General features: G+C 37.3%; 18 protein-coding genes and 1 pseudogene. 2 read left to right on the forward strand and 17 right to left on the reverse strand.

The features are described from left to right. Positions 1-34 precede the first annotated feature (34 nt). Complete coding sequence (locus tag J2Y67_RS10380) at positions 35-451, forward strand: VOC family protein (RefSeq protein ID WP_310173576.1); 417 nt, start codon at positions 35-37, stop codon at positions 449-451. A 493-nt stretch (positions 452-944) separates the two neighbouring features. Here J2Y67_RS10380 and dcm read toward each other — a convergent pair whose 3' ends face one another. The 4 genes from dcm to J2Y67_RS10400 form a co-directional block, all read right to left on the reverse strand. Beyond that, entirely contained in the window at positions 945-2189 is a 1245-nt protein-coding gene (gene dcm, locus J2Y67_RS10385; RefSeq protein ID WP_310173578.1) for a DNA (cytosine-5-)-methyltransferase, read from the reverse strand. Between the two features lie 302 nt (positions 2190-2491). Continuing rightward, positions 2492-4195 (reverse strand): UvrD-helicase domain-containing protein, encoded by a 1704-nt coding sequence (locus J2Y67_RS10390; protein WP_310173581.1) that lies wholly within the window; start codon positions 4193-4195, stop codon positions 2492-2494. After that, positions 4164-6812, reverse strand: a complete 2649-nt coding sequence (locus tag J2Y67_RS10395; protein ID WP_310173583.1) for a PD-(D/E)XK nuclease family protein — start codon at positions 6810-6812, stop codon at positions 4164-4166. The genes J2Y67_RS10390 and J2Y67_RS10395 overlap by 32 nt, the downstream gene beginning before the upstream one ends. A gap of 10 nt (positions 6813-6822) precedes the next feature. Further along, positions 6823-9330 carry a UvrD-helicase domain-containing protein gene (locus tag J2Y67_RS10400; protein ID WP_310173585.1) on the reverse strand — a complete coding sequence of 836 codons (2508 nt, stop codon included), beginning with the start codon at positions 9328-9330 and terminating at the stop codon, positions 6823-6825. Between the two features lie 485 nt (positions 9331-9815). Here J2Y67_RS10400 and J2Y67_RS10405 point away from each other — a divergent pair, with 485 nt between their 5' ends. After that, complete coding sequence (locus J2Y67_RS10405) at positions 9816-11462, forward strand: Sau3AI family type II restriction endonuclease (protein WP_310173588.1); 1647 nt, start codon at positions 9816-9818, stop codon at positions 11460-11462. A gap of 73 nt (positions 11463-11535) precedes the next feature. Here the strand turns inward: J2Y67_RS10405 and J2Y67_RS10410 are convergent. The 13 genes and pseudogenes from J2Y67_RS10410 to J2Y67_RS10470 form a co-directional block, all read right to left on the reverse strand. After that, a pseudogene (locus J2Y67_RS10410) lies at positions 11536-11829 on the reverse strand (IS3 family transposase); the annotation flags it as partial. Between the two features lie 6 nt (positions 11830-11835). After that, positions 11836-12141, reverse strand: a complete 306-nt coding sequence (locus tag J2Y67_RS10415; RefSeq protein WP_310173591.1) for a hypothetical protein — start codon at positions 12139-12141, stop codon at positions 11836-11838. Positions 12142-12365: 224 nt separating this feature from the next. After that, entirely contained in the window at positions 12366-12806 is a 441-nt protein-coding gene (locus tag J2Y67_RS10420) for an excalibur calcium-binding domain-containing protein (protein ID WP_310173594.1), read from the reverse strand. Positions 12807-12990: 184 nt separating this feature from the next. Then, positions 12991-13176, reverse strand: coding sequence for a hypothetical protein (locus tag J2Y67_RS10425; protein WP_310173596.1), 186 nt, complete (start codon positions 13174-13176; stop codon positions 12991-12993). A 455-nt stretch (positions 13177-13631) separates the two neighbouring features. Next, positions 13632-14042, reverse strand: coding sequence for a phospholipase D-like domain-containing protein (locus J2Y67_RS10430; RefSeq protein WP_310173709.1), 411 nt, complete (start codon positions 14040-14042; stop codon positions 13632-13634). 222 nt (positions 14043-14264) lie between these two features. Then, positions 14265-14591 (reverse strand): nucleoside triphosphate pyrophosphohydrolase, encoded by a 327-nt coding sequence (locus J2Y67_RS10435; protein ID WP_310173601.1) that lies wholly within the window; start codon positions 14589-14591, stop codon positions 14265-14267. A gap of 404 nt (positions 14592-14995) precedes the next feature. Then, positions 14996-16033 carry a glycosyltransferase gene (locus J2Y67_RS10440; RefSeq protein ID WP_310173603.1) on the reverse strand — a complete coding sequence of 346 codons (1038 nt, stop codon included), beginning with the start codon at positions 16031-16033 and terminating at the stop codon, positions 14996-14998. Between the two features lie 165 nt (positions 16034-16198). After that, positions 16199-16834 carry a GTP cyclohydrolase I FolE gene (gene folE, locus J2Y67_RS10445; RefSeq protein ID WP_310173608.1) on the reverse strand — a complete coding sequence of 212 codons (636 nt, stop codon included), beginning with the start codon at positions 16832-16834 and terminating at the stop codon, positions 16199-16201. Between the two features lie 26 nt (positions 16835-16860). Next, positions 16861-17577: a helix-turn-helix transcriptional regulator gene (locus tag J2Y67_RS10450; RefSeq protein WP_310173611.1), complete on the reverse strand. Its 717-nt coding sequence runs from the start codon at positions 17575-17577 to the stop codon at positions 16861-16863. Positions 17578-18744: 1167 nt separating this feature from the next. Further along, the gene (locus J2Y67_RS10455) at positions 18745-19410 is read right to left on the reverse strand and encodes a hypothetical protein (protein ID WP_310173614.1); all 666 of its coding nucleotides are present in this window, start codon (positions 19408-19410) and stop codon (positions 18745-18747) included. Positions 19411-19971: 561 nt separating this feature from the next. After that, entirely contained in the window at positions 19972-20538 is a 567-nt protein-coding gene (locus J2Y67_RS10460) for a competence protein ComK (protein WP_310173617.1), read from the reverse strand. A gap of 176 nt (positions 20539-20714) precedes the next feature. Further along, positions 20715-21743 (reverse strand): DNA sulfur modification protein DndB, encoded by a 1029-nt coding sequence (locus J2Y67_RS10465; RefSeq protein WP_310173620.1) that lies wholly within the window; start codon positions 21741-21743, stop codon positions 20715-20717. Then, a complete protein-coding gene (locus tag J2Y67_RS10470; RefSeq protein ID WP_310173621.1) occupies positions 21740-22837 on the reverse strand; it encodes a DNA sulfur modification protein DndB in 1098 nt (365 codons plus the stop codon). The genes J2Y67_RS10465 and J2Y67_RS10470 overlap by 4 nt, the downstream gene beginning before the upstream one ends. Between the last annotated feature and the right edge of the window lie 456 nt (positions 22838-23293).

Raw genomic sequence — 23293 nt, forward strand, 5'->3', positions numbered from 1 at the left:
CATACTTGCCAATAATTTTAACAGGAGGTAAAAAATGGCATTCACTTCAAAAAGTATTTTTATTAATTTACCGGTAAAAGACGTGAACAAGTCCACCCATTTTTTCAAAGGGCTAGGTTTTGAATTCAACCCACAATTTTCCGATGAGACCACATCTTGTATGATCATCAGTGACAATATCTATGTAATGATTATGATTGAAGAACGTTTCAAAGGGTTTACTAGGAAGGAAATTGTAGATACTACTACTTCTGCCGAAGCGATATTCTGCTTATCAGCTGAAAGTCGGGATCAAGTGGATGAGATAGTAAATAAGGCATTGTCATCTGGCGGTAAATCCTATAGTGATCCTCAAGATCATGGATTTATGTATGGATGGGGATTTCAGGATTTAGACGGTCATATATGGGAAGTAGCTTATATGGATGAAAGTGCAATGAATCCGGAATAAACTTTATGGTTTAGAGTTAGTTTTTCAGGTTTAATATTCTAAGGGATGATGCCATAAAAGGTATCATCTTTTTTTATTTCTTTCAGATTAGAAATATTTGAAGTAATATATTTAGAGTAAACGGGATCATTGTCCCAACCTGCCTGAGACAGGTTTATACAACTAGGGGTGAACAGTTCACTTGGCGAATTTATTCCTACAGCTGCCTTCTCCTCCAACCCCTAATACCCTCAGCCTCAAAATGCTTAAGCCATATTCTTACTTGATTTTTATCCTAAATTCTTTAGCTTATTATGTTATAACCCATCCTATCTTTAAGATGAAGATTAACAACTTTCTTTTTGAGGTTAAATTATGTGCTTTACGTGTTTTCATTATAAAAAATCCCCTTATAGTAGTCAGATAAGTATACTTTCTTATTACTGTCTTCTATAAGGGGATTATATCTTAAATTGGGGGTTTTTCTCTTTAATAAATATTATTTAGGATTCGATTAAAACAAACTCATTTGCATAGGCTTTTCTTTTAATGCTTCTATATCCTCTTTATCAACATCCAATATTCTCTTTCCCATTCGCTCAATCAATCCAACTACAAGGGCATTTCCCATGCAGAAATATCTCATTCTATCTGTCATTCCTTCGGTCCAGTTATCAGGAAATCCATTTAATCGTTCACATTCCACAGGGGTTAAAATTCGTATACGATTCGTTTCTGGGTCCGATACAACATGACTGCTGCGGTTGACAGTTCCTTCACTTGTCAGCATCGTCCGGCCAGGCTTATTAAGAGATTCAGGAAATGCCATTCCACCCTCAGAAAATACATATTTGTGCCCATTGGCTGCTGTACGTTCAATCTTTTTCGGCCCTTTTAGATATTCGAATTTTTCAATGGCACTTTCGTTTAAATAATATTTTTCGTCGACTCCAGTTTGAAGAATTTCACCTAATGTGATTGGCTCTTCTATTATAGGGGTTAACTCTTCAGAGTACACCCTATTATCACGCATAATACCAGAGTTATAATAGTTTTTTGAAAAATGATCTGATACATCGACAATATCTTCATTAAAGGTAAAACCATCAAATTTTTTCCCTTTTTCGTCCAAGACAGGAAAGGCTTGTGCGAAAAATCCATCCGTTCGAAGCATAGCCTCATCTTCTAGATCCGTTCTGTTTCTAATAAACTGAATATCATTACGGACCGCAAATATGAATATTCTTCGCCGACGTTGAGCTTGTCCATAATCAGCAGCATTGATTACACGCCATTCCACAGAATAGCCTAAATCACGAAAACTTGCTAGCATAATGGAAAAATCCTTGCCTCGTTGTTTTGAAGGAGACTTCAACAGCCGGTCCACATTTTCGAGCAAGATATATTTTGGTTTTATTTCAGTCGCAAGCCTAACAATCTCCCAAAATAATACTCCTTTTTTCCCTTTAATCCCCTTCTCTCCCGAAAGGCTACGGGCAACGGAATAATCCTGGCAAGGAAAACCGCCTACAATAACATCTGCATTTAAATCCCTTAATTCCTTTTCATCCACGGTAGCTATATCTTCATTTGAGTGAATGCCTTTTCCCTCGAAGTTCCTTGCATAACAATCAAAGGCATCCTGTGCCTTTTTTGATGGTTCCCATTGGTTTCCCCATACCACTTGAAGGCCTTTAGTTTGCTCAAGACCTAGCCTGAAACCTCCTACACCAGCAAATAATTCTATTACCTTTAACATTCCGAACATCCTTTCGGTATCGATTATACCTAAGAAGTATTATAATAAAAAACAGACAAAAGATCAACCATTTGTTCAGGTGAAATTTATGACAACTAATTTCTGATGAACAACTCGTAAACTAATTATACACTAAAAGGAACGTTTGTTCTAATATTTTAGAATACATATTTGTAGAAGATAAAGGAATGGATTATTTACTTTACGTGCTAGATTTCATTCCACGGCTATAAAAAATCAGGCTCATTTTCTAGAATGGGCAAAGCATTTCTGTTGGCCTAAAAATTAAGTTCCACTTTTCATTAAATCAAAGTTTTCCTAAAACCTTTTGCCTCATAATCCGATGAGTTAAAATCCTTAGCGAAAGGAGAAATCTTTTCCTCTGGATTCTCCGATGCTACATAGAAAAGGAACATTGCCTGTTTCGTCCTTGTCAGAGAAACATAAAGGATACGTTTTTCCTTGTCTTCGATTTCCTTTTTATCATCCAAAAAGTCCCTTGAATTGACCGATTTTTTCTTGTTTAAATTTTCAATTTCATCTTTATGAGGATAATAAAACTTACTAAAATCTAAGATAAATACATAATCAAACTCTAGACCCTTCGTAGTTTTAGCCTCAAGAAAATATATGTCCGGCCGCCCGGTTTTGGTTGTCTGAGTATTCACTTCAACTCGCTGGATATACGTATTAAAGGTGAAAAAACCTCCAAGGAACGTCTTGATTTCCCTTTCTTTCTGTAAATCGTGTTGTCGATGGATAATCGCAAAGGTAGCTTTTGGTTCATTCCTGTGCAGTTCAAGGATTTTATTCCCTACGGCAGTTAACATCTTTTGATGCCCAGAAAACGCTTGTATAACCGGCTTTTCACCTTGCCGTGGAAAATATTTCTCATCATCATACCTAGAATCCTCCTGCGAGCGAGAAAACTGTAATGAGTTGGCTAACTTCATAATTTGGTACGTCGATCGCCAGTTCGTCTTTAGCACGACATTATGCCCGCTTTGAACGTTAATCCCTAAAGCACGATAAGAGAAAGGACTGCTCTTGTAAATGCGCTGACGTTCATCACCGCTAAGCGTTAGGGTTCCTTTATTAATGTTCACCAATAACCTCAACTGCATGGGCTGCAAATCTTGAACTTCATCGATAAAGATATGATCATATTTTTCTTTGTGTAACAAACGGTGCAGGTTTTCCATCACTAGAAGAGCATAGTCTTCCCTGTCGATACGGTTAAAGAAGTCTTTTTGCTGGTCCTTCAAATAGTATTCAAACAACCTAAAAATCGTCCTACGCTGCTTTACCGAAACATTCGGCAACTTTCCCCTTCCGACCCTCTCACAAATCAAGTAGTCTTCCAGTGTAATGAAACCATTGCCCTTCATCCACGAAAATTCATCAAAAAGGAAGGTGGTGTTTCTTTTTTTCTTAATTGTATGGATTGATGGCAGATTCTTAAATTCTTCGGTTTCCAGTAAATCCATCAACCTAAGCATGGTGCCCTTGACATTATCCTCATTCCGATTCAAATTGTAATGGCTGGTTTGGAAGAACTTAACCGGTTTTCCTATGGACTTTAATAAATGGTAGGCAAGTTCATGAAAAGTATAAAAATGAACCGTATGATGGTGCTCCTTCAGCTGCTCGTAATACTCTGACTTCTTGAAGCGGTTCTCGGCATCTTTGACAAGCTCTTGATTGAAGGAAACAAACAAAAACCGCTTACCGAAATCCTCTGACATCTTTTGCATCATTCTTGTCAACAGGGTGATGCTTTTCCCGCTTCCTGCAATCCCTTTGACCAGCAAATGCGTGGAATTCATTTTGGCCACTTTCTGCTGCTCGTCGCTCAATTCAATATTTTGCAGAAATTTAGCCGTCCTCTCCGAAATGTCGTTTTCGATACTTGGGACGGTGGAAAGGGCAGCGGACAGGACGGAAAACGCGTAATCCAGCTTTTCTCTATTATAATCAAATTCCTGCTGCGTCAATGTCATTTTCATCAAATCCCTTTTTAGAAATATCTACGGCATAATAAGCGTCTTCACAATATTCCGCATGAGGACATAGCTTGCAGAACACAGACGGACTCGCCTCCGTAAGAACACCTGTTTGATTCGCCATCTTCTGAATCATTTCTGACTTTTGTCTGCGGATTCCGGTTACCGGCGTAAATGCCGATTGCCACATCTCATTCTGGAAGGCCCCGCGATGGGTCAAAAACTGAAAATACAGCATGCTCTCAGGATATTCGATGTCGGCAAACTTCCGTCTTTTGCCTAGTCCATACTTCCGCATTCCGGCCACATAGTCTTCATTCATGTTTTGATCAACAATGGTCCTTAGAGTAATTTCGGTCATGTACGGGAACATCTGTTGAAGCATGTCGATAATCTCTGTTTTGTTTTTCCCTGTCGAAGCATAGACCTTCACAAGATTGCCAATTAGGAATCCTTGGTGAAAGGATGAACGATAGGTGGCATAACCATCAACAATCGAGCTGTAAATGAAGCGCCTTTTACACAAGCTCATTTCAGCAAATTCCTCTTGCGGAAGCTTGCCGATTTTTTGATAAACAAGCTCCGGATTCAGCCCCTCCGGAATGTAAGCTGGCGGCATATAATCGTAGCTTCCCCCGTCAGCCTCCCCGTCCGATGAATGTTCAAGCAATTGGATGTAGATGGATTTATCCAACTCCTCGTATTCATTCCAGTTCTTCACCCAAGAAAAGCATATTTTACGATTAAAGCTTAAGGCTACAAAAAATAAATATCTCGAAAACGCCAAGGAATTCTCCTTTCGGAAAATATACATGTCGGCTGCATGGTTATTCAACTTGGAAATCGAATCAAACGACAATGGCCATGGCGATGGTGAGGTGGTTTCCGGAAAGTGCTTCTCATCCATCCCACATAAATGGAGCTCCTCGAAATCATCCAGGAGAATCAGCCCATCCAAATCCGCCATCTTGCCTAGATGAATCGGCTTCACACCGGCCTCTTCGTCCGTTACACCAGCTGGAATCTCCGATGAACCTAGTTCATTATCAGGATCCTCAAGGCCATTTTTCAAAAATACTACAATAGCATCGGCCAAATCCCCGACATGATAATAATGTTCTTTACGAATCGGTTTCGAAAGCAGCTCTTCCAGATGTTCCACCAGCTTACCTTCAATCGTGTCAGTCAAAGAAGACTTCAAGTTCGAATCATCAAGGAGCTGCTGGATGCGTTGGAAATGGGTTTTGATTGTAATACGTTCTTCTTTTATGTTAACCAGCCATTTGGCGTCCTTCACCAATTTCTCAACAAACCCCTGCAGCTTGGTTAACTCCCGCAGCGGCACAGAAAAATAGGAAAAACGCAGGACAGGGCTCACCCTGACCGCTTCAAGGTAATCGTCCTTCTGCAGATGGTAATTTTTAAAAATCTGGGCGGATGATCGTTTGGCATCAATCAGCATCTGGAACTGTACCACCCAATCATCGGCGGTCTGGCAATTCGCGAAATACGGCAGTACTGCTTTCAACTCGGTTGTGTATTGGCGGGCATTCTCACCTTCGTATTGAAGCCAGCCGGAAGCAAAGGATTCCATCAGAATCTTTTCTGTTAGGTAATAATCCTGTTTTTCCTCATTCCATATTGAATGGAGGTGGAACAGATATTGGCCAATTGGATAAGAAAGGAAATGACGATCCTTCAAGAATGAATCAGGACGGAATTCCTTCAATCTCTTTTTTAGTTCGTCACTGTTTGGCGACACATAACGGATTCCGTTCTTGAAGTCATCCATAAATTCGACCATATAATCATAGGGCTTTTCGGCAATGTTTTGCAGTTCCCCGCACATGTCCTTACCATCGAAATAGGCAGCGAACAGACGGCTATTCATCGCGGCATCGTCCCTTGTGATCTGCCAATCCTCGTTCCTTGCCCAGCCATATCTGTCCGAGAAGTTTTCATTCAAAAAAGAAAATACTGAAGGATAATCAGCATGGTACAGATTTAAAATGACAATATTTATCCCCAATTCCTTCCACTTGGTAAAAAGATAATGCTGCACAGGAGAAATATAATAAAAGCCATGCAGGACAACAATGTCGTTTCTCAATGGAATATTCGCATTTCGAAATACTTCCCTGACTTGCTCCAGGTCAGCAATCTTTTTAGCTGCTTCATCCATGTACACCTTAAAGTTTGGCAGCATAGCTACCCAAAGGTCACAGAAAAACTGCTCTTCTATCTTCTTCACATGGGGACGCAAATCCTGCGGTCTTAGTCCAATCTCTGTAAAATTCCTCATAGTAATTAACAGATTCAGTTTATTTCGCTTAAAGGACCGGAGCACTTTTGAATCTTGTGGTTTGTCCCAATTACGCAATATATCCGATAGCTGGCTATACTGGATAAATCGGTTTTCCGGAAGATTCCAGTCAGGGTAAAACATATCGATAATTTCCCCTGTGGATTCTACAAAAGGAAGCTTGAACTTTCGCTTAACCCCAGCTGTCAAAGCTCTTGTCGCACAAATATGAGGACAATTTACATACGGCTGGAATTCCAGTTTTTCGTGGAAAGTATAAGGATTTTCGTATGTTATAACTGTGACATTCCCACTCATATCTATCATCCTATCTAAATTGGGTTAGTAATCTGGACCAGGTCCAATGGAAGGCATCGTTTTTCATGTTCCGAATCAGTATCAGCTGATTCTTCGCCCGCGTCATCGCCACGTACAGAAGCCTGGTCTCCTCTTTAATTGATTCCGTCTCATCGTGAGAGGAAAGCTCCATAAAATGGTTATTATAACGAACTTCATAGCCTGGTTTTTGAATGGACCAGCCCGCCTTCTCTTTTTTATCATCAAAAATAATCTTACTGAACGAAGAGGTAAACGGCCGTTCCGTAAATGGAATAATGACTGTATGATACTCGAGTCCTTTGGCCCGGTGGGCAGTCAAGATATGGACATGATCCAAGCCGCCGCTAGTCGGTTCGAAGGAAACTTCCTCTTCATCTCTGTTCGTGGCAATTTGGACCTGTAGCCAATCCGCAATTTGATTAAGTGAGACAAAATCCTCTGAAAACCGCTGATGAAGCATCTCAAATAGTTTACCAACCGTCATCTCATATTTTCGTGTCTCATCCTTTGCCTCTTTCACCAGTCGTTCCTCGGTATACTCCTGCGCAAAAACCGCCCGAAGTTCATCCAATTTGCGCGAAAAAATCCAATTATAAGGCTTTCTATCGTTGATAATCGTCCGAAGCACGGAAAGAACAGGCTGATAGGATAGCAATCTATGATACTTTTCAAAGGAAAAGGATGTTGCCCCTTTAAGTATCTCCACTGTTCCCGTTGTATACCTCCCTGCCGCCAGCAAGTCCGGAAGCAGATTCTTTTGCACCTGCCCGTAAGGACCCTCCAAAAGATTCGCTAGATATTTACCGTTATCAGGAAACAGCAGGGCCAAAATGAGAGAATGAAAGTTTCTGACTGCTTGTGACAGGAAAAATCCTCCTCCTACTTTGAGTTTAATAGGAAGCTTTTCCTCTTTGCACCAACGATTGATCATCCTCGCCTCTTCAATAGTCCTAGTTAACACCGCCAATTTTTCAGGTTCTTCTCCCGGTTTAATGGCTTCGTTCAGCTCTTGGATATTTGTAAAATGCTGCTTAATAAACGGCATGAAGTTGGTCCGCATATTTTCCTTCGAATCTTCCCGTTTGTTAAGAATGACCAGGGGCACTTCCTCATTCCCATGCCGCATTCCTTTCAGCCGGTCGTTTTCCCCATCATATTGGAGATACTCCTTCTCGCCCCACCAGGAGAAAAACTGGTCCATTTCGGTCAGCAATTCTTCCGTTGTCCGGTAGTTCTTATTCAAATAGTAATCTTCGTCATTGATGGAGATTTGCCGCTCCTCCAAAGATTGCTTAAGAATTTGAAATGCGGTATGATTCGCTCCCCTAAAGCGGTAAATCGATTGCTTAGTGTCCCCTACAACGAACAATGTGGAACCAAACGCTTCCTGCAGAGTGGCAATCAGGCGGATTTGAACATCATCACTATCCTGAAATTCATCGACAAACAAGTAAGAAATCTTCGTAGATAATGTTTGAAATGCCTTGGCACCATGCGTTTCCCGGATCAAATCGATCTGCCTTGTCAAATCATTCATCATCACGGCATTTAGCAGTTCTTTCTCCGAAATAAACCGCGATTCTACCTTTCGAATCACCGTCTGAATCAAATCGTTCAACCGCTCATTACCTGGCGGCGCCTCACCAAAATCGACCTTTTCGATAATTTCATAAGAAGAAAAACCCTTCTGCTCAAACTTCTCCCAAAAATCATAAAGAGTATCGACCAGCTCATAAAATTTTAAAGGAGATAGCATATCTTCGATAGTTATATCTTTGTTGGCAAGTTCCGCTTCGAAATACCGGTTCAGTTCTTCTTCAATCCATCGCTTTTTCTCGGTTTTGAAGCTTCGGAGCTGAAGATTTAAGCCGAATCCTCTTAATGAACCAAGCTCCTTTAACAACGCCTTTGAAAAGGAGTGGATTGTTTTAATACTCATTTCGTTCAGTTGCTCAAGCAGCGCCAATAACTGCATTGAACCGGATGCCTTTGAACGCAGGTATAGCTGCTCCCGTAATTTCTTGTACATGTTTTGAGCCGCGTCCCTTGTAAAGGTAATCATCACGATTTCGGCCGGCTTGATTTTTTCTTTCAATAATAGATATAGGACACGTTCTACCATGACGGTTGTTTTACCCGTACCCGCGCCAGCTTTGACCATGATATTTTCTTGATACGGTGCATGCTCAATCTTATATTGTTCAACGTTGAACCTTGGAAAATCGTCGACAATACTAGTAATCTCTTTATTCCATTGACCGTCAATGATTGTAATCGTCTTATCGATGGTTATGTCCTCAATCATCAGATTGAACAGCTTTGCCTTTTTAAAAGGCGCGAGTTCCATTTCCGTCCAATTTAAAAGAGTTTGTTTATTAGTAAATAAAAGGACTTTTACACCTTTTTCCAACAAGCTGGATAATAACTCTGATTCCCGTTTCACTACATATGAATCAGCATATAAAACATATGAATATTCAATTAGTTGATCCATCATGAATACGTTTCCCCATTCCCATTGCGAAAAATATTACGTTTATACTATTATAGTATACTTTATTTCCCAATTCTAGGGTTTGGAATCGAGTACTACTAGTCTTATAGGAAAAAGGATGGAATAAAAAAACTCGCCAAGCGGCGAGTCGTTAATTTGATATAGTCAAGTAAAGGAAAATTTAAAGATTATTTAATCTTATCGTCCTCAACAATACATGGTGAAAAAAATAGCCACTTTATCATTTGGATATTTCTTCAGCTATTAAACATTTTTTATAAAGAAAGACTCTTATAATTCACATAAATCCTTTTGATTCATTCCTCTCTCTTAGAATTTCATCAATCCGAAGCTGAATCATTATATCACCTCGATTATGGGATTTCGATATTCACTAACTGAATATAAAATTAATATTTATCTAATGCCAAGTCATTGATATACTAAATTAACAATTGTTGTTCGTTATATTGGAGGAGTGGATTGATTTGAGTAGTGTCTATAATACTAAGGAGAAAGTACATAAAAGAGCATTAGAAGCGGTTGGAAAGACGCTTGGAGAAATCGATGTAAAAAGCACCATAAATGTGAAAAATAAATCTTATCCAGGCAATGTAATAGAGCAAGTCTGGTTTGACCACCCTGCAGATAATTATGCCGAACCAGATTTTCCAGAAGCTGGTGTAGAATTAAAAGTTACCCCCATAGATACAAAAAATGTTATAAAGAAAAAAGTCACAAAATTTATTGCTGGGGAGAGACTTGTTTTAAATAAAATTAATTACCAAAATGAATATGGTAAATCATTTGAACAAAGCTCATTTTGGCATAAGAATAAGCTAATTGAATTAATTCAATATTATAGACGTGATGTCTCGCATAAGAAAAAAATTTCTAGCGGAGAAATAATTGAAGATAAGACAAAATTTCGAGTATTATATGCGAATCTACTTTCAATGACAGAGTTAAAAGATTTTGGCTTGCCTAAAGATACTGTAATTGAAATACCTGAGAAAGATTTAGAAATCATCAAGCAAGACTGGAAAAAAATATCCGAATATATAAACTCTGGTAAAGCTGAACAATTATCAGAAGGGCTTACAAATTATCTAGGAGCATGTACAAAGTCAACAACTGGTGGTGATTTTACAAAACAGAAGCATGCAGATGTTCCTGCAAAACCTAGAGCCTATTCATTTAAATCAAAATTCATTAATGAACTCATAAATAATCATATTATTGGACAAGACCATACCCGAGCAATTAAGAGTATTGTGAAAGATGTTAGTGAGCTAGAAAAAAAAACTCTTGAGGAAATAATTGTCTCCCGCTTTACTCCCTATTACGGTATGAAACAAAGTGAATTGATTCAAAAACTTGGTATCGTTGTTGGTAAAAGTCAGACACAAAAAAATATCAATAATATGATAATCCGTGGAATTCTTAATTTGCCAACCACTACAGATGATGTCACATCAGAAGAAATCGAAAAAGCAGAAATTAGTTTAAAAACGGTTACTTTAAAGATGGGGCAACCAAAAGAACATTTTAAATTTATGGGAATTCCTTCATTTCTTGAACTAGTTAACGAATCTTGGGAGGAATCAAGAGTTTATGACTTCTTAGATAGAAAAAAATTTCTACTACTAGTCTTTAATGATTTTAATAAACAGAAAAAAGATAGTGATTTGTACGAAACAAACCCTGAGAATATTATTTTTGTAGGCGCTAAATTTTGGAATATGCCAATTCCTGATATAGATGGGCCAGTAAAAAGAGTTTGGAAAACGGAGGTAGAAAAACTAAAAAACGGTGTTGAACTAACTTTTACCAAAAATGAAAATAATGGAATCAGAATAAATAATAATTTCATTAAACCATCCCTAGAAGATATTTTACATCTTCGCCCCGATGCCCAAGTTGCTCAATACAGATCAGAATACTATAAAGACGTTGTAGCTAAAGGGATTCCTAAAAAGAAATTAATGAATAATTCTAGGAAATTACCTCGCCCAGCAAAATGGATAAATCGACCAGAGAGTGAAAAAGAAAATTTTACAGATGATTATATGACAAAACAAGCTTGGTGGTTAAGTAAAGAATATATATATGAACAAATTAAAGATTTGTTGTAGAATAGCTTTAATCTAATAAAAAAGCTTACCGAAAATAATCTGGCACCCGTGTCAAGGACACATGAAAAAAGAGTTATGAAGTTAAAAGATGATTCCTATATTGAGTAGGGGTCATCTTTTTTAAATTACATTGATATCGATAATTGTTATAGTACACCATGTAATAATTTATTTTCGCCTTTAGTTCATCTAATGTTTTACAGGATTGATAGTCTACCTCATCCTTTAAATGCCCAAAAAAAGACTACATCGGGGCATTATTCCAAAAGTTTTCTTGCCTAGACATAGACTGGTCTAAACCATGTTTTTTTAACAATTTCTGATATTTTGGGCTTGTGTAATGGCTTCCTTAATCTGAATGGATAAATACCTACTACTCGTTAAATTGCGTAAATGACTTAACTCGAAATATTTTAAACGGGTATTCTCCGTCTATTGAGTACCGTTGATTAGTAATAATTAATAAATGTGGGAATGGTGACGCCATTACTCCAGAATTATAAAAATTTACATATCGCCCAAGTTTATCCGCCATTTGCTTTTCACTATACCAGGTCCGTTGACATTCCAAGAAAAATCCCGTATTGCGAAATTTTGCATACGCTTCTGGTTCAACTAATCCCTTGCTCCCGTACTTTGGCTCAACGAGAAACGTTTCAAGCCGGCCCCGCTTTCTCATTTCTTTGTACAGGTTAAGGACTGCGTGAAAATGATTTATCTTTTGTGAATTCTTTTTAATTTGCATATCTGCAGCGAAATATACGTAAGGTTGAAAATGAACGGATCGACAAATTTGGCCATCTCGAAGTAAACCTAGTAATTCCGAATTAGCTGCGGTTGTCGGGTTCTTAATTCCATCGTAATCAAATCAAAAAAACTACCTTCTACGGGTAGTTTTTTTAATTATTCACAGGCAACGCCATCTCCATCCCGATCTAATTCATCTCTGTATCCTGCATCATCCTCATAAAGCGGTGCAGCATTATGGTAACGAGCATCGGTACAGTTTTCATAATAATTCGATGCATCTTTATTTTGGTGATGCCCAGGATTAAAAAACATAAAAAATATAAGAACCACTGCGACTCCCCATTGGCTAAAAAAAGAAGCAAAAACAGCAGACAAAATATCTTCCCCGTTAATGTGTACATTAGTTGTTACTTTTGATCTTTTATACCAAACGTACGTAATATGTATGATAAATGCTAATAATAGGCTTAAAACAATTTCGGTACCTTTCGAAGCATGGAACATACCAATTCTATATGCAATATACAAAATCGTTGATACAATAAAAGCAGCCCAATAAGCTGGAACAGAGAAATCTAAATTATTTTTATCCATATATCCCATCCTAATTTTTTATTGGTTCATTTTCTATTATTAGTTGCTAAATTAGAAATGTCTATGGATTTTACGAAAATTATAACAATTTTAGTCCCAATATTAAAAAAATGCATAGGAGTTGTAAAGGTAAAACGAAGAGGCTAGAACGGTAAAGAACATCGAAACATAAAAAACCCCGACATTAACCGCCTGAGACTTCTTCTTGAAATTTCCGTAGCTTATAGAGCGCCATTTCTTTCGCAGCTTTATTGGTACTTCCGTAACAATTCCAAACCGCTCGATCTCCGTCTGATGCCATCGCAATATAGCCTTCATCTCCGCAATAAAATACCTTAACTTTTATTCGTTTCTTTTTTCGAAAAAACATTGATTATCGCCTCACTTTCTACCCTAAATATTTCGGTAGCTTGCGGGCCATACCTGCGGTTATTTGCGACAGTTGTGTGACGTTAACCTATCGAGGTGGAAAAAAATTATGCGCAAGATAGAACGTCAAATGAAGGGGCTGTGCCGGTCGGCTTTGGGGGGTTCGAGCGGATGCCGAGCGGTGTCGGAATTGTGTGTCTACCGCAAACAATTCGCATTCAGTTCTGTTTGCATGCGATTGTATAACGTATTCAACATCATTACGTATATGAATATAACCCCCGACATATCAACGCCCAATCATTACGCAAAATTATCCGATATGCAGTTTCTTATACATCCCCGATTTACCGCCAGACTGCTACGGCTACCTTCATATGTTTCATTAAGTGATTTAAAAGCCCTTCCTGTTTAGAGGTGGAGGGCTTTTAATGTGTCCTTTTTGAAAGACTGTTTTTACAAAATAAAAGTGCCAGGCACCATCCTATTTTTTATCACTTCTTGAAAAGGAGGTTCGTCCTTTTGAGTAGGAAGCATTAAACCCAATTCTTCCATTTTGGACCATGTTTTTGCCAAGTTCGGGTTTTTCTGATGATACTCTTTGTATTTCTCTTTGTAGTCCTTCAAGGTCTCCTTATTTAAGGAGATGGTTTGATCCGCATAGAAGGTAGTTAAAAACTGGTCAAGCGCCTCAGCAAAAACTTGTTGATCGTTGCTGACGGAAAGATTCCATTCAACACCCTGATTAAGTGCAGATTTTGATAAATTGAATGAGCCAATAAATAGGCATTCCTGCTCCCTGTCTTGAAAGAGATAGGCCTTTGGGTGAAACGATACACCATTACTCTTCCATAGACGAATTTGAATTCAATCATCAATAGCAAGAAGAGCCCTTCAGGTTGAGTTACATATAAATAATCACCGGTACATATTTTTATATCTGCCCCTCTTCTCGCAGCGGCCTTCAGGGCATTTTTTAAAAAGTCCACTCCTGACTTCATGACAAAGGAGGTTAAAATACAAATAGAAGAAGCTTTTTCAATTTGAACCAACAGATGTTTCCCTAATTCTTTGGTGATTAATTCAACCTTACTCATCCTCGACCTCAATCAAAAAGATTTTTTCTTTAAAGCCGCCTCTTTTCTCTGCCTTTTTTTGACGAACTTCTTCCACTTTCTCAATAGATGACTCATGATATTCAGCAAGGGCATGAATAATTTCCAATAGGTCGGCAAGTTCTTCTATTGCATCCTCATTGTTTGTGGTATTCATGTATTCTTCAAGTTCTTCGAAGCTTTTTTTACGAAGTTCCTTTATGTAATCATTGTTATTTAATATTTTGGTAGAAAAAGTTTTACCTGTATCTTCAATTATTTCTGGAATTCTGTCTCGAACAAGCTTATTGTATATCGGCATTTTTACTGATACCTCCAAGATCTTTGTATCTTAATTATAACTAAGGAGGACTTTGATTTCTAAATAATTTTAGTTTGAGGCTGAATTGTCCAGAGAAACATTTAATAACAACGAGTTTTAACATTTAAGAAGAAAGCTTGTCTGTTTAAATTATGTAAATATATGTGACAAAGAGGAGTTTAGAAAAATACGGCAGCGGAAAGATAGGAATAAAAAATGCCCACGGGAATCACAGACTCTCGAGGGCAGGGCGTTTATTACAACAAAATCAGTATATTATATAATAATATTTAGAATACAATCCAGTGAATGTGCACTAATATCAAAAGTTGTCGGGACTTTGTAGGATTTGAACCCACCAGACCTGCTAGATCTGACCAGCAGATATAACTATTTTTTAACCCCTATAGGCTAACCGACAATTCTGCTTCTGGCGTTCCAGTATTGCTAAACCATTGATCAAAGAAATCCCTATAGCCCTGCTTCATGATTTTACTAGAAAAATTCTCAAAAGCATATTGCCGATTTTCAAAAGAAACCCTTTTTGGCAAAGAAGCAGCCATGTTCACAAGCTCAAACCAGTTCTTCTCATTACCAGAAAAGGTTTGTTTGGAACTAATATGATCGTAACAGGGATGTTCAGGTTTAACTATAATTTTCCCCATTGCTAAAGCTTCTGTTAGAGGCATAGCAAAAGTATCAAATTTTGAACAACTCCAATATACCTTTGCTGTGTTCATAAGAGAAAATATCTCATCTTGTGTTAAAGCAAATTGCAAATTGACATTTCCAGGTATTTTATACCGCTTTATACTTTCTTTATAACGTAATCCGCCAAAAACCATAAACACTTCTTTGTCCGGATTTTGACGCGCATACTCGAAAACAAGGTCAGGTCGTCTATTTTCCTCGTCCCTTCCTATCCAAAGAACACGATTTTCTACGATTTGCGAAGGATCAAAATACTTCTCTGCTATACTTTCATTGAAACCAATTGGAATAACGGTTACATCTCTAACGCCAAATTTTGAGTCTAATTCACGTTTAAGAAATTCTGTTTGTACTATTGCCTTATCAACCATTTGATAAAACGGCTTCATCATTTCATAACCAGTTAAGGCCGGATCTGGAAAACTATGTGGGAATAAAACGCTATTTTTTATGAACATTTTTAAATAGGTGAATCCTGAAACAGTATATATAACATGATCAATGTTTTCCGAGTAGATTTTATCCAATACAATATCATAATTTACTAAATCACCTTTTTCATGTTCATAACCTGGAATCCAATCATACCCGCTAACATGACGATCGGGTGATATAAAAACAATGTCAATACCAAATTCTTTACAGATTTGCTTTAATCGATCCGCAAAGACACGAGGTCCTTGGGACTCGGTAAATTGTATTTTTCTCATGACTAATCCAACTTTTTTCATCGATAACCACCTTCATGATTTACTGGATTAAGTATAATGGTAACTTTATCGTAAAAAATAAATTTCTTTTTATTAATATCCACTTTTTATTACATATCTTCCAATTTTACAATTCTATTAATCTATGAATTTCTATTAGAATCCATTTAACACCAAAATCTGTCCCTATCTTTGAAGTAAGGATAAAAATTCGGCACGTGCAACCGAATCATCGGCAAATATCCCGCGAACAGAAGAAGTAGTCGTAGAAGCATTTGATTTTTTGATCCCTCTTCCACACATACACATGTGTTTTGCTTCGATGATCACCATCGTTCCTTTTGGTTCAAGAATTTCTTCCATTGCATGAGCAATCTGAGATGTAAGGCGCTCTTGAACTTGAAATCTTTTGGCATATCCTTCAACCATTCGAGCAATTTTTGAAAGGCCGGTAATTTTTTCATTAGGAATATATCCAACATGTGTAACACCAAAAAAAGGGGCGAAATGATGTTCACAAACAGAGTGAAATTCGATGTCCTTAACGAGAATAAGTTCCTGATGTTCTACATCAAAAGTTTTTTCAAGATGGAGTTTAGGATCTTCCCGATAACCTTCCGTGTACTCGAGGAATGCCTTAAGTACACGATAAGGAGTTTCTTGAAGACCGTCTCGATTTGGATCATCGCCGCATAATTCGATTAAATCCTTGACGCCTTCCATAAATTGATGACCTAGTTTGGTTTTTTTATTTAATTCATGGTATTGTTCCGTTACTCCCGGGAATTCTCTCGTAATTAATCGTTTAGCATCTACAGCCATTTATTTTTCCCCCTCTTTTTTACTTTTCAATTATTTTTATCTTTATAATTTTGTTTGGACGAAGGCTCAAGAGTAAAAATTGGAAAGTCTTCTCCAATCGGTTCGTCTAACAAGACCCGAAACACACACCGTCCATCCCCATTTTGAAAACGTTCTTCACGTATCACACGATGCCCAAGTAACCGAGTAAGCATGGAAACAGTCACACTACAGAGTGCTGGACGTTGTTTGGCTACATTAAAGAAAGGACAGTTTCGTTCTATAAGGCTTAGCCGATCCCCAGAATTTTCAACATCCATAAACGTGTCATTCTTAAGATAAATTTCCTTCAATACCTCTACACGCTCCGCTAGATCTAATCCATGAAGACGAGGCTCCCACTCCCGAACCCGTGCCTCAGTCATTTTTGAAAGAACTTGTTGCAACGCCTCCCCACCAAGCTGATTAGCAACAGTATCAATGACCTCCAATGTCAGAGAGTCATAATGCTTGGGGAATAAGTGGTCACCTTCAGGAGTTAAGCTGTAGTGCATGGACGGCCTCCCTCCACCATTTCCTGAATCTCTTTTCAAAAACCCTTTAATCCATCCTTCGTGCTCAAGCTGTAAAAGTTGTTGACGTACCGCTTCGCGCGTCATTTCTAACTGAGAGGCAAGTTCCGCAATTGTAGCAGGTCCTTTACATTTAAGGGTGCGAAGAATCATTTGACGAGTTTCTGATAGTTGTTCAACACTTAAGCCCATAATCAAATTCCCCCCTTAATCAAAGCTTTGTTCTTCCTTTATGGTTATGTTTAACCAAAATTATAAAAAAATATAACAAGTTTTGCAAGTTATAATTTGTATAATTACTTTAATTAAATGATGTACTTTAACAAGTGCAAAATATTTTGAAAAGACCATTGGAAATACTCTATCTATGCAGATACCACACAAGTCATGGAGTTTATTGGAAATTATATAAAAGAAGAAGGAATGCATGTCCATTTGGATAGCTCAGACATGCGGTGTTGGTTTATCACGGTTAAAGAGTAAGTCCGGTGATATAACATATCGTTGACACTAAAGGAATAAAAAAGACCTTCTATTGACTAGCCTACTCTCGTATCTAAGCCCTAGTTCAACAGGAGGTCATAGAATGAAAATAATTGTCTCTTTCAGTTTTTAATTCTAAGGTAGTTGAAAATGACTTTTACCTAAGAGAAACTTTCTACTCCATTATATGCGAGGACGATGGGGGACCCGGGTGGGCTCGGAAAGATTGTGATGGATTTGTCTGTTTAATAACGCGTGCATCGAAAAAAGATTAATGTAAAGCATTCTATTAGGCGTTGGGTCAGGAGTCAAATACAATTTACCCACATCCATCTTAAGCCATCCTATAATTTAGTGGGGGTTGTTTAACTTAGTAGATTATTGTATGAGAAATTCACATTATTTTGTAATATCATCCCTTTAGTTCAAAAATAAAACTGGATATGACTTAATAGTCACCAAAGTTATTAACTTGTACTCTATTTCTTAAGTACCTTTGAAGTATTTTGTCCATTCGATGATACTAATGCAAAATTAATCCCAATAAGGTAGTGTCTCAATAGAATTTCTTGTTTAATTATTATATAACCATCCAAGTAAATCTCATTTAGGGAACATTTTTTGCCTTGTTATCAGGCTGCGGTCGAGGATAGGGTGACAAAAATGAAAATCCACCTTGGGGGGGCAGTCAAAACGGTTTTTTCTATACAAAAAAAGACTCCCAATCAGTCTAAGAGCCCCTTCATAATATGGTTAATCATCGTCAAATATGGAATGCACCTTAATGATGATACCGATATTTTAAATCTTTCTGTGCTTATCTATCGTATATCTATAAAGTAACTATTAGAATTTTCCCTAATATATTTAATTTACTTATTTTACATAAACTGGCTTTATATCTTTAGCAATAAACTTCGGGGCAGAAGCATCTAATTTAATATTCTTATAACCTGTTGCAGTATTCAAGTATAATTTTACATTATTTTTAAACACTTTATTTACACCAACATTATCAGCAGTGTATGAGTAATCTTTACCGATTATATTACCTTTATTGTCCAATAAATTCCAACCCAACTGAAACCAGTCAACCTTTACACCCAACTCATTTTTGAAAGTATATTGCCACTGATCGTCGTATTCTTGGTTATAATCAAGATATACTCTAACCTTCTTAACAGTTGCTTTCTTTAACATATCTTTTAATATGATATCCAAATCTTTATAGGCTTGCTCATAAGTTTTTTGTCTAACTACATCTTCCTTCTTAACATAGAGAATTTGAGATGTTTTATTGACCTTATATTTCAATCTTGTTTTGTACCATATTTTATCAACCTTAACTAGTTGTACCTTATTATGAATCATAGACAGCTTTTTGTGATTCTTGTTATAAGCCGTGAAATAATCGTCTGTGTACAGATTTCCTTGCGATAACTTTGGAGTAGTAGTTGAAGCAGCAACTTTATAATTACCACCTACCATAATCCCAGAAGAAAATAATACTACTGCTAAAATCCCTTTTACTAACTTTTTCATGTTATCCCCCATAATCTTTGTATTTTATTCAGATAAATGTTAACACAAATCGTGTTGGCTGAGTCACCTTTCTTCCCGATACACAAATAAAATGATGAACTTAATAATGTCGTTAAAAATTGCATACCAAAGGCAATATAAAAGAAGTCTCCCAATTGGTCTGAGAGCCCCTTCACGCAATATGGTTATCATCTTTGAACCAAAAATAATTAAAAAATGGACAAATCACCATCGAAACAGATGCAACTTAGAATGTTAAGAAAATGCCTAAGTAGAAATTAAGTCAAGGTACGAATGGATTGAAATACTAAAGAAAAGGAATCAAAGATATGCCGTAATGTTAAAAATCAAGAATTTTAGGTTTTCCGCCCAATTATTACTTCTAGATAAAAACACATTTTTGTTAGAACAAGGTTATAGGTGAATAACCAAAGAATATGATGATGTGAATAAAAAATGAGTGGCAAATTCACATTCAATTTGGCACTCATTTTAATTATTTTGAGATTGGTAAAAAACCCGTTGTCAGTCATTTCTAATTTTCTGCTTCAAAAACGGAGTTTATTTTTCTTTATTTCTTTTTGATTTACAGCTATACCTTCCCTTCTTCTCCACAATGATAAATCCCTTTACTGGTTCGTCTGAGCGGCCTAACGAGTTTTTTGTGTTACTGGTGATCATATCCTTTAAATCCTGGGCAGATTGTCGTTTATCACGAAAAGCCGATGCCTTCATAGCGATTTCAATCGTATGTCCATAACTTAAGAATACTCTTGTGAATTTGACACCAAGTGCCTCTGGGTTTTTAACGTGATTGAGGTTAAACCAGACACAGTTTTCCTTTTTATAGGATTTTGTTGGAAAAAGCCAGATATCCAGCGTTGCGTCAATTTTAATTGGATACATGCATTTATTATCACCCAGCTGTTTTTTCGAGCTCTTCAATGCTCCACTAAAGTTTGAGCCATAGCTCATTAGAGATTGATCAATCAGCTTGACTGGTGACATTGCTACTAAAAATTCTTTGTCTCCTTCCACCACATGAGTAAATGACTCACCATTTTCAAAACATTCACCGTAAAATAGCACCGTTTTTCCGTTAATTAAATAATTATTCTTTATTTCCATAATACTACCTCTTTCCCTCAAAGTTTATCAGGCTATTCATCTTGCATCTTTGATTTTTTTGCGAAAAAGGGTATACTAACAAAAGGTTGGTATACCCAACTCACCAAAACCCATGGGTGTCGTCCGCCAAGACATGATCACCTATGGGTTTTTTATTATGATCAATCACATTCTCCTCACCTCCCTTGATTTTCCAGCCAACTAACTAGCTTTTCTATCGTTTCCTTGTCATTACTCAAATAATAGAATCCTAATCGTGCAGTGCCTTTAAACTCTTTCCAAACGGGATTCAGCCGGTTGAAATCCACATTATTCAACCGTCTCATTCGTTGGACCAGCTCTTGCTTCCGTTCTTCTAAGCTGAATTGTTCTAATCCGTTATTCGCATAATACGCAATACTGACTAATAAAGGATAATTGGCGATGACCGACTCATTAAAATCACCGATTCGTTCCGCAGGGTATAATCGAAATAATTCATGAAACCACCGGTTAATCAGTTTGATATATTCTTGGGCTTCCAAATGTGTATCATAATAATCATCATTCGGTCTGTAGATCATCTTACCAGTTAGAAAAATAGCAACAATTTGACGCAGGTGTGATAGTGATAACAGTTTTTTATTAGTCGGTCTCACCACTGCTCTCTTCTCGATCTCCACACCTGCTAACTTTAATTGTTTATTCGATTTCAATATGGTATTGGTGATAACATTCAATTCTTTTCTGGAATCGAAGGCAATCCGTTTCGATAGCGCCACTTTTTTACCCTTTGTATTCAGGTCGATATAAAGCTGATCGGCATCTTCTTTTGACAACCCTTCGAACAGCTGTATAGCAACCTCCGTATTCATGACAAAATGGAGCAGCTTATAGCCTTTTTTCATTTCCTCTTCATTATCACTTTTTGCTGCCCTGCATCCCATTTCCTCGATTTGACAAAACGCCCTTAGCCGTTGATTTCCGTCAATGATGGTTAGTTCCTTGGGCTTGTCCGTTCCCAAACTGTCAACATTTGCAACCATTGGCGGGATATAAATTTGCTCGGTCAAGACGTTTTCAAGAATGTACTTTTTAATCGCCCTTACATGTAGTTTGTTTACTTCCCGCAATTTCACTTGTCCGCTTTTAATAAGTGATGAAAGCTCTTGAATCGTGTATGTTGCGATTGATTGCCGTTTGGAAAAAATATGGTTGACGATCAAGGAAATCCTATCCTTTCTGTATTTAACATCGCAATAAACTTAAATGCTGTTCTTTGAATCGAAGTGGTTGATGAATGATGCTTTATTCGTCTAGTTGCAGGATCGTATAGATGAGCGAAAAGCGGGTCATCATGTTTCCATGAGCAATTGGGCTTAAGGTTCTTTAACTGCTTAATGGCTTCTAGATGAGGCATGGAGTGTTTCTTGGTGAGTTCGTATATGGTAAGGGCTAAGGCCACCTGTATTCCTGTCAACCCTGTTACATACTTCTTGCGGTTGGTCATTTGTTTCGGGAATAGTTGCTGCCATGATTGAAAAAATGCTTGTGAAATTTCCAATACTTCGATTGGTGTGTACTTTCCAAAGTTTGCATTTCCCTTTTTCACTGTCAAATTCCCTTCAAATAAGGCAAGCAGACATTTTCTCATGATGGTCAGTGAGGTAACGGCAGTGTTTTCGATCGTTAGCCGGGATAATTCCTGTTCAATTTCAAACTGGTCCTGTAGTAGTCTTGCTACATTTCTCGTTAATTCTGTGTAAGGATCACGATGATCATATTGCATGATTAATCCGATATGTGCTTCTTTCCGCTCTGTATTAATGTCGGTAAAGAGCTGTCTTTCTTCCTGTTGTGTCAGGTCCAAATAAACCTGCATCGCAACTGGGTACGCTTTCAATTTATCTATGTATCCCTGGATCTTTACTGCTTCTTTCTCATTACCTGTTTCTTCTGCTGTCTCTTTTTGCGATTTTAAGTGGCTGAGTGCCGATGACATGGCACTAGAGCGGTGCTGGCCGTCCAGTATGTAAAGCTTGCTTCCCGGCTCAAGAGCCCAACCTAAATTTGTTTGCGTAAATGCACCTCGTGCCGAAAAAATAAAGGGTGAAAAATAAAAGTCCTTGCCTTTTAATGAACTTAAAATAAATTCTCTGATTTCCGATCTTCGGACCGGATCCAGTTTTCGCTGCACCTCCCGATCGACCTCAAAAAGTGCTTCTAATGTTGAAAATCGGATTTGAGTCGCGAGAACTTTTTTTCCGAACTGATTATAACCGGTGCCTTCAATGATTGATTTAAAATCAAGATTCGACAATTTCCATCACTCCTCCCGAAAATATTATAATTTTTTCCATATAGAATTGTAAATTGTAATTTTCATATCTTGTTGCGTTAAACTTCACCTTCTGCCTTGTTTTTATATCTGATTCCAGCAGTACCTTGACGAACATTTACTATAGCAGTAAAATAATCAAATTATTTTCTTTAAGAGGTTTTAGCATCAACTCTACTGCAAATTGAGGGCTACAATCACCTTTTTTTCTTAAAATATATTTATTTTAATGAAATAGATCATTTTTTAACAGATTTGACACCTTTTCTTCAAAAATAATACATTTTTTATATTAAGACGTTATAATACGTGGCTTTTTCATTAAACGATTCATTTTTTCTTATATTTGTAAAGCACAAAAAAAGACTCAAAAGAGTCCCTAGAAGTCATTTTTCAGTTATCACATTATCCAATTCAATTAGTGCCCCTCAAGTAATC

Origin of the sequence: Neobacillus niacini, assembly GCF_031456445.1 — a bacterium.
In the GTDB taxonomy this organism is placed as follows: domain Bacteria; phylum Bacillota; class Bacilli; order Bacillales; family Cytobacillaceae; genus Neobacillus; species Neobacillus niacini_I.